The sequence below is a fragment of the Haemophilus parahaemolyticus genome (assembly GCF_018373095.1).
Classification (GTDB): Bacteria; Pseudomonadota; Gammaproteobacteria; order Enterobacterales; family Pasteurellaceae; genus Haemophilus_A; species Haemophilus_A parahaemolyticus_A.
The window spans coordinates 1-10,840 of the sequence record NZ_JAHAHT010000059.1 but is presented as its reverse complement, the minus strand read 5'-3'; the positions used below and the strand labels follow the sequence as shown (position 1 = coordinate 10,840).

General features: G+C 40.7%; 11 protein-coding genes. All 11 read right to left on the bottom strand.

The genetic code is table 11. The annotated features are described in order from the left end of the window. Nucleotides 1–18: 18 nt before the first annotated feature. The gene (gene nanQ / locus KH943_RS06695) at nt 19–492 is read right to left on the bottom strand and encodes an N-acetylneuraminate anomerase (RefSeq protein ID WP_304109277.1); all 474 of its coding nucleotides are present in this window, start codon (nt 490–492) and stop codon (nt 19–21) included. A 61-nt stretch (nt 493–553) separates the two neighbouring features. Continuing rightward, nucleotides 554–1,699 (bottom strand): N-acetylglucosamine-6-phosphate deacetylase, encoded by a 1,146-nt coding sequence (nagA, locus tag KH943_RS06690; protein ID WP_304109274.1) that lies wholly within the window; start codon nt 1,697–1,699, stop codon nt 554–556. 136 nt (nt 1,700–1,835) lie between these two features. Next, nucleotides 1,836–2,648, bottom strand: a complete 813-nt coding sequence (gene nagB, locus KH943_RS06685) for a glucosamine-6-phosphate deaminase (protein ID WP_304109271.1) — start codon at nt 2,646–2,648, stop codon at nt 1,836–1,838. Nucleotides 2,649–2,789: 141 nt separating this feature from the next. Further along, nucleotides 2,790–3,671: an N-acetylneuraminate lyase gene (gene nanA / locus KH943_RS06680; protein ID WP_304109268.1), complete on the bottom strand. Its 882-nt coding sequence runs from the start codon at nt 3,669–3,671 to the stop codon at nt 2,790–2,792. A 17-nt stretch (nt 3,672–3,688) separates the two neighbouring features. Beyond that, entirely contained in the window at nt 3,689–4,555 is an 867-nt protein-coding gene (locus KH943_RS06675; protein ID WP_304109265.1) for a MurR/RpiR family transcriptional regulator, read from the bottom strand. 16 nt (nt 4,556–4,571) lie between these two features. Then, complete coding sequence (locus tag KH943_RS06670) at nt 4,572–5,471, bottom strand: N-acetylmannosamine kinase (protein WP_304109261.1); 900 nt, start codon at nt 5,469–5,471, stop codon at nt 4,572–4,574. 11 nt (nt 5,472–5,482) lie between these two features. Next, a complete protein-coding gene (locus tag KH943_RS06665) occupies nt 5,483–6,172 on the bottom strand; it encodes a putative N-acetylmannosamine-6-phosphate 2-epimerase (RefSeq protein ID WP_226395957.1) in 690 nt (229 codons plus the stop codon). A gap of 278 nt (nt 6,173–6,450) precedes the next feature. Next, on the bottom strand, nt 6,451–8,628 hold the full coding sequence (locus KH943_RS06660; RefSeq protein WP_304109256.1) for a transglycosylase SLT domain-containing protein: 2,178 nt from the start codon (nt 8,626–8,628) through the stop codon (nt 6,451–6,453). Between the two features lie 36 nt (nt 8,629–8,664). Next, complete coding sequence (locus tag KH943_RS06655; RefSeq protein WP_304109254.1) at nt 8,665–9,429, bottom strand: Zn-ribbon-containing protein; 765 nt, start codon at nt 9,427–9,429, stop codon at nt 8,665–8,667. Beyond that, nucleotides 9,429–10,322, bottom strand: a complete 894-nt coding sequence (locus tag KH943_RS06650; protein ID WP_304109252.1) for a cation diffusion facilitator family transporter — start codon at nt 10,320–10,322, stop codon at nt 9,429–9,431. Before KH943_RS06650 ends, KH943_RS06655 begins: the two co-directional genes overlap by 1 nt. A gap of 68 nt (nt 10,323–10,390) precedes the next feature. Next, nucleotides 10,391–10,840, bottom strand: a 450-nt coding sequence (frr, locus tag KH943_RS06645) for a ribosome recycling factor (RefSeq protein ID WP_304109249.1), incomplete at its 5' end; no start/stop codon positions are given.

Sequence of the window (10,840 nt, the reverse complement as noted above, 5' to 3'; positions counted from 1 at the left end):
TATCTTTCATACACGAAACTATAATGCTTCAAACGGCACTTTCACCACTAATTTTTTTACGGTTTGGCACTTTCCATTAACAGCATTACCTGGTTTATGCGGTTCATAAGGTAAGAAGATTGCAAACATATTAGGTTTTAATACCACTTCATTTTTACCTTCTAACATTTCGGTTAAAGTGAGTTGGTAATCATCTTTATCACGATATTCATCATATTGAGCCAAATCAGGTTGAGCAACGCAATATTCAATCATCTCTTCGCCTGAAATCACAAGTTGGATGTCAATAAATTTGCGGTGCATTTCTGCTTTTTTGGTTTCTGGCAGCACGGTGTCAAATGACATTACATTCATTTTAATGCCATCGATCAGATCTTGAGATCCCTCTTCTAAATTCGCTAAATCTAAGGTTTTTAATTTTTCACAGCATTTTACAAATACTGCTGGAAGTGATTTTGCGTAATCTGATCGAGATAAATCGCCGTATAACATAGTAAATCCTCTTTATTTTGTAAATCGTTCGTCAAAATTGCCCGCTTGTGAGTTTACACTTTTAGTTCGCCTTCCACTTACCATTTACCACGGTGCCAATAACGTTGTAATCTGGGCTAAATACCGCCAAGTTCGCAACTTTGCCTTTTTCAACAGAGCCTAAACGATCATCCACGCCAATCGCACGGGCTGGGTAAAGGTTACTCATTCGGATCGCTTCCGCAAGTGGAATTTCAACATATTCTACCGCATTTTTGATAGATTCCATCATTGTAATGGAAGCCCCTGCAATTGTACCATTCGCATCGAAACAACGCCCTTCTTTGATGTAAATAGTTTTACCCACGAAGGTAAAACTTTCTAATTCTGGGGGTGCACCTGCTGCGGCAAGAGAGTCGGTTACAATGCAAAGTTTATCGCCTTTGACTTTTTTGTCGATGCGAACATTGCCGTAATTTACGTGAATACCATCAACAATAATGCCTGTGTAAACATCACTGTCTAGCACTGCACCCACTACGCCCATCGCACGCCCAGAGCTGATTGGCGACATTGCGTTGTGTAAGTGGGTTGCAAAACTTGCCCCTTTATGGAATGCCGCTTTTGCTACTTCATAGGTTGCATTCGAATGCCCTACAGAAACGATAATCCCCGCTTTCACAAAATCAGGCGTGTAATTGATGGTTGGGTTTTCAGCTGCAATGGTTATTTTGGTGATTACATCTGCATTTTTGCAGAAAAATTCTTTCATTTCAGGGGAAATTTCGCGGATATACTCAGGGCGATGCACGCCTTTTTTTTCAATGCTAAGATAAGGCCCTTCAATATGTAAACCAAGAGCTTGATTTTTATGGCGATTAAGATATTCACGCATTACGCCTACTGCCATTTTGATGTTTTCATCAGGGGCAGTAATAAAGGTTGGGAGGAAGCTGGTACAGCCCGATTTCAAGTTGGTCGCCTGCATAATTTCGAGTGTTTCAACGGTGGTTTGATCGTTAAACATCACCCCACCGCAGCCGTTTAATTGTAAATCAATAAAGCCTGCGGTTAAATTATTGCCTTGTAAATCAATGGTTTTAATGTCCTCTTCTAATTCAGTTTGCGGGATCACTGCTTCAATAGTTTCACCATCAATTACTACCGCATAATCTCGTAGAATTTCGTATTTAGTGTAGATTACACTGTTAGTTAATGCGTATCTCATATTCTGTTCCTAATATCAACATCAGTTTAACGTAGCAACTATATTGCTCTTAAACGTAAGGGCGATTTGCCTTATGATTGTTTGTGATTATAGGGCAAATGTAATTCGACCCTACATAAAGATGAAGAATAGATCTCTATTTATCCTGATAATCCGTACCTGCTACTGCACCTTCTAATTCGGTAAAGTATTTCACGGTTTTCACTTTTAGCTCTTGTTGTGCTGGCTCATCACAGACTAGCAAGAAATGACGGTGCATTTGCAACGCACTCACGGTCCATAAATGGTTTACACTACCCTCTACTGCAGCTTGCACGGCAAGGGCTTTTTGATGACCTGTCGCTAAAATCATCACTTCTTCTGCGTCTAATAATGTACCCACGCCAATCGTAAGTGCATATTTTGGCACTTTATTCACATCATTATCAAAGAAACGAGAGTTCGCGATTAAAGTATCTTGCGTTAAGGTTTTAATACGGGTACGGGAGCTTAATGATGAGGCAGGCTCGTTGAATGCGATGTGTCCATCCACGCCAACCCCGCCCATAAAAAGATGAATTTTGCCGTAAGATTTAATTTTTTCCTCATAGCGACGGCATTCTGCGTTATGGTCATCGGTATTGCCGTTTAAGATATTGATATTTTCAGGCAGAATATCAATGTGATTGAAGAAGTTGTTATACATAAAGCTGTGATAGCTTTCTGGGTGTTCCACAGGCAAACCAACATATTCGTCCATATTGAAAGTAACAACGTGCTTGAAGCTCACTTTGCCTGCTTGATGAAGTCGGATAAGTTCTTGGTAAGTTTTTAATGGAGTACCACCAGTGGGTAAACCCAATACGAAAGGTCGTTCGGCAGTCGGTTTGAAATCATGGATACGATTTACGATATGTTGTGCTGCCCATCGGCTTACTTGTTGTTCTGTTTGTAACGGAATAAAACGCATATTAGCCTTCCTTTATTATTAGCCGCAAATCAATGTTCCTATTCGTAGGATGGGCTTTAGCCCACCAATCTTGTTGATATATGGTGGGCTAAATTCCACCCTACGGCAAAGGATCATGATAAGTGCAGTAATTTTCTATCTTTATGACAAAAATTTCGCTTTCAATTCTTTTGCTTTTGCAACTTGTTCTTCTGTTGCTTTTGCAGTCATTGGCTCACGGCAATAACCTGCTTCCACCCCTTCTAATTTAAGCAATTCTTTGATGGTTAAATATAAACCATTCGCTAAAATACCTTCGATTAAATCATTGGTTACGTGTTGGATTTCTAAGGCTTCTTTGAGTTTACCCGCTTTGGTTAATTCAAAGATTTGACGAGCACGTACACCGTTTACGTTGAAAGTTGAACCAATCGCACCATCCACACCAAGAGATGCTGCTGGTAACATCATTTCATCAAAACCTGCCCAAATTAAGTGGTTTGGATACGCTTTTTTCAAGCGTTCTAATAAATAGAAATCGCCCGCAGTAAATTTCACACCTAATACTTTCGGGTTTTTGTAAAGTTCGCCGAATTGTTCGATACCCATATTCACGCCTGTTAAGAACGGAATAGAGTACACGATCATATTGTTACCCGTTTCAGCGATGATGGTGTCGTAGTAGTGTTTGATTTCAGGGAAGCTAAATTTGTAGTAGAACGGTGTTACCGCTGATAAGCTATCGTAGCCTAATTCTGTGGCATATTTCCCTAATTCCACCGCTTCTTTTAAGTTTACGCTACCGACTTGAGCGATTAACGCAATATCATCTTTCGCTTCATCTTTCGCAATGCGGAAAATTTCTTTTTTCTCTTCGGTTGAAAGCATAAAGTTTTCGCCCGTTGAACCGCCCACATATAAGCCGTCCACTTTCATTTTGTCGATGTTGTGGCGAATAATTTGGCGTAAACCTTTTTCATTAATTGTGCCATCTTCGTTGAATGACACTAATAATGCACTGAAAATACCTTTTAAATCACGCATAATGTTCTCCTAAATTTTTACTTTACACGTTGTTCAAGAATGACATTGAGGGTTTTTTGCTTAATTTTAGCAGCCTGTTCTTCTTCACTCTGCACCAATAAAGCGTAAATTAAATCTAATACAAAGAGTTGGGCGATTTTAGTTCTAATCGAGTCGCCTTGTAATTTGCCTTGTTTGTTACCATTGACTAACACATTGTCGGCATATTCGGTCACAGGTGAACGCAAACTGTGCGTAATCGCCACGGTTTTTGCCCCGTTTTGTTGAGCGATTTTTAATGCATGTGCGGTTTCTTGGGAATAACCTGAATGGCTAATGCCGATCGCCACATCATTCTCTTTCAACAACGCAGCTTGCATATACATAAAGTGGTTATTGCCTGTTGCATCCACAGGAATACCAATTCGCATCAATTTATTTTTGGCATCTTCTGCGGTAACGCCTGAAGATCCTGCCCCAAAAATAAACACACGACCCGCTTTTTTGATATCTCCCACCACTCTATCTAGCTGTTTTAAATCTAACAGATTAATGGTTTCATTTACCACGCTCGTTATTGAGGCTTGTAATTTTTGGGCAATGGTAAAAGTGTCATCTGATGCTAGAATTTCCGTATCTAACATCATCTCATCTTGGCTCTCTTTTGTCGCCAACTCGATGGATAACTCCAATTTAAAATCGCTAAATCCTTTAAATCCAACAGTTCGACAAAAACGCACTAACGTCGCCTCTCCAACATCCAAATGTTTTGCAATTTCAGAAAGCGGACTTTGCACCACCAAATCAGGTGAAAGTAAAATCGTATCTGCAATTTTTTTCTCTGATTTCGTCAAACTATGATAGAGCGAACTAATGATGCTCAATACACTAGATGTTTTTGTCATCGTTTTCTCTCCCCCGTTAATTGTGCGAAAAAGACTCTTTCAAAAGTAACACGTCTTTCACCCAATATGCAGCACCCACTAAACCCGCATCTTGCCCAAATTTGGCTGCCTCTAATTCACAGCGATAGACTGCTGGGATCTCTTGCAAGCATTTTTCGATCAAAGGCAAATACCCCTCTGCCAAACCGACACTACCGCCAATCACGATTTTTTGAATATCTAACCCGATAACTAAATCCGCCACCAAATTTGCAATCGTTTTTGCAGAACGCTCGACTAATTCAACCGCTTGCGGATCTTGTTTTCTAAAGCGTTCAAACACTTCTTTAGGATCGCAAGGATTTTCCCATTTTGAAGAAACTGCTTCAATCGCACGCCCTGAGGCAATCGCTTCAACGCAACCTCGTCTGCCACAGCCACACACAGAACCATTCGGATCAGCTAACATATGCCCAATATGACCCGCAATACCGTGAGAGCCTGTCTGCAAGGCTTGGCTTAACACAATGCCTCCGCCGACACCTGTTGAAACGGTAATAAATGCGAAGTTTGACACTTGTTCAGGATTCTGCAATTGATATTCTGCGTAAGTTGCAGCCTGAGCATCATTTAACAAGCCAATTGGCTTATCTGTATGTTTTGCAATACTTGCTTTAAGCGGAAACTCCGCCAAACCGCCCAAGTTTTTCGGATTTAATGCGGTTAATACGCCATTATTGATAATGCCCGTTGAAGCAACTGCCACATAATCGAACTGCCCTGCATAATCGGCAAGCAGTTTCGCTAACGCTTGGTGCATTCCTTCCACCACATTTTCACGAGGCGTATGAATTTGCTGACGTTGCTCAATTTCGCCATTTTTTACAATCGCCGCGGCAATTTTCGTCCCGCCAATGTCTAGTGCCAAACAACGCATAATTTTGTCCTTTATTTTCTTGCTGATTTAATCGCTGTTGCAAACCAACTTACAATATGTTCCAAACGAGTTAATGCAGAACCCACGGTCACACAATCTGCACCAATTTCAATCGCCACTTTCGCAAGCTCTGGCGTGTTGTAACGACCTTCTGCCATCACAAAACAACCTGCAGATTTCAAATCACGCACTAGTTGATAATCTGGCTCTTCAGGTACTTTACCACCTGTGTAACCTGACATCGTACTGCCGATAATATCAAAACCAAGTTCTTTACAATATAAGCCTTCTTCTAAATTTGAGCAGTCTGCCATTGCTAAACAGCCCATCTCATGAATTTTTTTCACTGCACTGGCAATATCAACAGGACGCGGACGGTTCGTTCCATCTACCGCAATAATATCCGCTCCTGCATTGGCTAAATCTTCAATATCTTGCAAGAATGGAGTAATACGCACGGGGCTATCAGGCAAATCGCGTTTTACAATCCCGATAATTGGAATATTCACAAAAGGGCGGGTTGCTTTAAGATTATCAACCCCTTCAATACGCAAACCAGATGCACCTCCCACAACAGAAGCTTGTGCCATTGCAGAAACGATTTCAGGTTTATCCATCGGACCATCATCGACAGGTTGGCAAGAAGAAATAAGACCATATTGAATTTGAGAAAGCACTTCTTGATGAGATAATTTCGACATATAAAACTCCTTGAGATAAGAACCATTTTGGAATAAGGAATGCCTAAAATTTTGACTTCTCGTATTATATGAAAAGAAAACTCCATTTTAAATAGATTTTTGAAGTGGACTTTTAAAAGTGTGATCTAGGTCGCATTTTTGAGATAAGAAAGGATAGAAATGAAGTAAAAAATGAATAAATAATATAAATCTGCCATTTATACCCTTATTCAAAGCCCCTAATTTCCCCTAATACAAACTGATTAAAAATATAAAAGCCAGCAACCGCTGGCTCTTATCTAATACTTTCTACCCCACTCTTCTGGAGTAAACATCATCGGTTTCTCAACTCCTTGCAATAACTGATAGTAGTAATCATAAGTTAAAACATTTTGCACATAACCACGTGTTTCAAAAAACGGAATGGAAGCAATAAACTCGTCCATCGCAAGTCTCCCGCCAGCACGTTCTAGCCAGCGAATTACCCGATTCGCTCCAGCATTATAGGAAGAAGCAATTAGAATTCTGTTTTGTGGATATTTTTCATTCAATTCTACCAAATGGGCAGTGCCGAGCATAATATTACGGAAAGGTTCGGTTAAATCACGTTCTCCCGTATAAACTAACTCATTTACTTTCGCCGTATTGCTTGCTGTGCTTGGTAACATCTGCATTAAACCAATCGCATTGGCGTGCGAATGTGCTTGAGGATTCCACGCACTTTCTTGGCGAGAAATTGCCATTGCAAAAGTTTGCGTTATCGGTTTTCCTTGTAAATTCATCGCAAACCAATCGGCATAAGCATTAGGCAAACGGAGCGGAATATAATCCCACGCCTTGGCTTGAATTGTGCCTTCCACCGCCAAGTCATACCAATTTTGTGCTAAAGCAAACTGGCTCAACGCTAATTTTTCCTCAAAATTAACCGCTTGTAATAGCTCAATCCAAGCAGTTTTAGCTTGCACCACACGGTTCAATTCACGTAGTTCTGCTATTCGATCAAGCGGTTGTTTCCATTGCAATTTTTGCAAATCCGTCAGTGGTGCAACCGTTGGCATCTCAACTTGGTAAGTCTGCCCAAGTTGCTTGGCAGCTAACATTGAATAAAAACCTCGCTCTTTGCTCAATACTGCTAATGCCTTTCGTTGAGCCTCTTTTGGCAAGGTTTTTGCCTGCCAATAACGCCACTCTGCCTTATTTTTTCCTTCATTGCTAAGGAGTACCAACCATGGTTTAAGATCGCTTTGTTGCAAAATCGCCATCCGCAAACGACGCTCGGTGAGGTTATCCGCTTTAAGATCTTGCAACTGCTCATCTCTCCACAGCTGAAAACTTGGGTCTGAGTGATCAAACAGACGGCTGATAAAGCCGATTTTCCAATCACGGACTTCATCTGCTGACAGTTGCCATTTATCCGCCCATTGCTGATAAAGTGCAAAGTTTGGATTTGGCATCTGCTCACTCAATGTTTTTAACCATTTAGGAAAAGAGGCTAACACAAGTTGTTTATTTTTAGCTGTAAGCGGTTGAGTTTCAGCAAAATTTTGCAAGCTGTTAGGATTACTCTGTAACGTTTGAACTGCCACTAGCCACGTCTGTAATTCAGGATCTTTGGTTTGCACGAATAAATTAGCTAAACCTTGTTTTGCATCTAAATAGAAAAAATTGACCGCTTTTTGTCTGATTTTTTCAGCCGTTCGCAAGCCTTGATCTCGCCAATAGGCCTCAATCCCTGCACATTCTGATGGTAACTGTCCATTTGTTTTCCAGTAATTCGGCTCAACATTACTTGGCGTCTGCCAAAAATCGTTATTCTCTGGGTTATTGCCTTGCCAAAATTGTTCAAATTTAGCGAGCAGTTTATCCATCTCCTCAGAACGTGGGTCAGCTGTCTGGTTCGCTTGAACTGCTTCAGGATTGACTTGTAACTGGTCAGCCAATAATTGAAATTGAGCAGAAAACAGGCGACATTGATTTAATACGCTAGTTGCACTCACAGTTTTACCATACGCCAACAATTCCGCCCATTTTTGTTGTTGATAAAGCGTTTCAAACGGGCGTTGCACAAGCTGATTACGTTTCGCAATATTGTGATGTTGCGTAATAAACTGCTGTAACTCATCATCACTCAACATATTCGCTTTAATCTTCGCTCTTACCAGCGCCCATTGCGAATCTTCATATAAAGAATAACCGATTAACGTAGTTTGCAGCTGGTGTACCAATGCCAAAATATTCGGCGATAAATACTTTTGCTGTTCACTAGCTTTGAGTAGACCTTCAAGTTGCAGAAAATTATTGCGTTGCATCAGCCGTGTTTGTTGCTCAAATTGTTGATTCTGCTTCCAAACTCTTTCCCCATCTGCGATATTGATGGCCAAGATATTCTGTGTTTCAGTTGAAGCATGAGGTTTGGGATTATTTGCCCAAACCAAGGGGGTTGCCAAGCAAAGGGCAAGATAGCTTTTTTTCCACATTATTTTTCCTTGTATTAACTTATTCTAGGAATTCTATTATTCCAACAACTCCCAACTCAAATTGGAAATTAAACGACATGGTTTACATTGAAAATAGAATATCTCGTGCAATGGCTTAGTTAATTTCCAATCCCCACCACAACAAGGGCACGTGCGATGATGTTCGACTTGTTCATCATTGCCTAAACGGTAGAGATAATAGTAGACAGGCACGCCCACTTCTTGTTCAATCTGACAAGCAAGTGCCGTACCTTGTTGGCTCAGTTTGCTCTGATATTCGCTAATTTCAGCAAGAGCCGGTTGCTCTAATGCACCGCCATTCATCTGTAGCTGATCGCACGCTTGCCAACTCTCTTGCCATTTAATTACCGCCTCTGCAAGCGGTGGATTTTGTTGTAAAAGTTGATAAAGTGGTGCAGGTTTTAAGCTATTACCCGATTTAATCGGAGAGCAGCTATCCAAATACGTGGTATAGAGCATCAAAAATTCAGGCTGTTCATCACGGCTGGTTTCATCTGCTTGATAATCCTGCCCGATGATTTCAAAACCTGCAAATTCTACGCCAATTTCGCCCGCTTGTTGGAACGCCTCATTCACCCATTCATTGTTCCATTTCGGCAATAGGCTTTCTTGTTCAGGAATCGACACTCTCGCCTCGAAATGATCTTGATGATAAGTTACGCCAAATTCACGTCCAATAATTTGCCCATTGTAACGCCACTGATTGATGATTTTAGAAATAACAGTAACAGGATCAGTTTCAAAATTTGCATAATTAAAATAAGCAACAGCTTGATACATTAGGCTTTTTCCCTTTCTTGTTGCACTATTGAAGTCGGCTCTTGATGGATAATCACTTCCGACATCGGAAATGCTGCCAAAATTTTCTGCTCAAGGCTATCAGCAATATCGTGCGCCTCTAACAGAGTAAGATGATCCGCCAATTCCAAATGCATCTGAATAAAACGTACCGCACCTGAGCGACGAGTCAGAATATCATGTATACCAATAATGTTTGGATGTTTGGTTGCAATCATTACAATTTGGTCAATTTCTTCAGGTAGCAATGCAATATCTAACAGAATATTGACCGCTTCCCAAAGCATTTTCAAGGCATTAAAAGCGATATAAAGGGCAATTAAAATGGCGAAAATCGCATCAGCATAAATCAAGCCAAATAAGTTGAGCACCATCGCAATCAGAATAGCTACGTTCATCAACAAATCGGTTTGGTAATGCAGAGAATCCGCTTCAATGGCAGGGCTTTGTGTGAGCTTTACCACTTTTTTCTGATAAATAACCAACGCTGCGGTCACAATAATAGAGACGATACTGACAAAAATCCCTAGTTGCGAATCTTCAATCAACTGCGGATTAGTCAATTTGTGGAAGCCTTGCAGTAAAATGAAAATCGCAGAACCGCTAATAAACGCACTTTGTGCAATCGCCGCAAGCGATTCCGCCTTGCCATGCCCGAAAGCATGATTTTCATCGGCAGGTTGCAAAGCAAATTTCAACACGAACATACTCACCAGTGAGGCAAATAAATCCAACACTGAGTCGGTCATCGCCGCCAACATCGTAATTGAACCTGTTTTCCACCAAACAAAGGCTTTTAATAAAATAAGAAAACACGCCACCGCAATCGCAAACATAGCAGCGCGTCTCACCAAGACTGCGTATTGTTTTTCCATCGTTAAAATAAAATAAAGTTAAAATAAAAAAGTGGGCGTTAAACCCACTTTTCCTTCCTAAGATTTGATTAGAAATCCAACAATTCTTTCTCTTTATCGCCCAACACTTCATCTACTTTCTTGATGAAACCATCTGTAATTTTTTGAATTTCATCTTGTGCTTTGCGCTCTTCATCTTCGCTGATTTCTTTATCTTTTAACAATGCTTTAATTTGATCGTTCGCATCACGACGCACGTTACGGATCGCAATTTTGCCTTGCTCGCCTTCACCTTTTACGATTTTGATTAAATCGCGACGACGCTCTTCTGTTAATGGAGGCAGTGGAACGCGGATTGTTGTGCCCGCTGAAGATGGGTTTAAACCTAAGTCAGAGGTTAAAATCGCTTTTACTACTGCAGAGATTAAAGAGCGGTCGAATACGTTTACCGCTAAAGTACGAGCATCATCTGCAACAACGTTAGCTAATTTACGAAGTGGAGTTGCAGCACCGTAATATTCAACTAGGATGCCATCTAA

Coding starts and splice junctions, on each gene's coding strand:
- nanQ (WP_304109277.1), bottom strand. CDS start 492: ATGTTATACGGCGATTTATCTCGATCAGATTACGCAAAATCACTTCCA.
- nagA (WP_304109274.1), bottom strand. CDS start 1,699: ATGAGATACGCATTAACTAACAGTGTAATCTACACTAAATACGAAATT.
- nagB (WP_304109271.1), bottom strand. CDS start 2,648: ATGCGTTTTATTCCGTTACAAACAGAACAACAAGTAAGCCGATGGGCA.
- nanA (WP_304109268.1), bottom strand. CDS start 3,671: ATGCGTGATTTAAAAGGTATTTTCAGTGCATTATTAGTGTCATTCAAC.
- KH943_RS06675 (WP_304109265.1), bottom strand. CDS start 4,555: ATGACAAAAACATCTAGTGTATTGAGCATCATTAGTTCGCTCTATCAT.
- KH943_RS06670 (WP_304109261.1), bottom strand. CDS start 5,471: ATGCGTTGTTTGGCACTAGACATTGGCGGGACGAAAATTGCCGCGGCG.
- KH943_RS06665 (WP_226395957.1), bottom strand. CDS start 6,172: ATGTCGAAATTATCTCATCAAGAAGTGCTTTCTCAAATTCAATATGGT.
- KH943_RS06660 (WP_304109256.1), bottom strand. CDS start 8,628: ATGTGGAAAAAAAGCTATCTTGCCCTTTGCTTGGCAACCCCCTTGGTT.
- KH943_RS06655 (WP_304109254.1), bottom strand. CDS start 9,429: ATGTATCAAGCTGTTGCTTATTTTAATTATGCAAATTTTGAAACTGAT.
- KH943_RS06650 (WP_304109252.1), bottom strand. CDS start 10,322: ATGGAAAAACAATACGCAGTCTTGGTGAGACGCGCTGCTATGTTTGCG.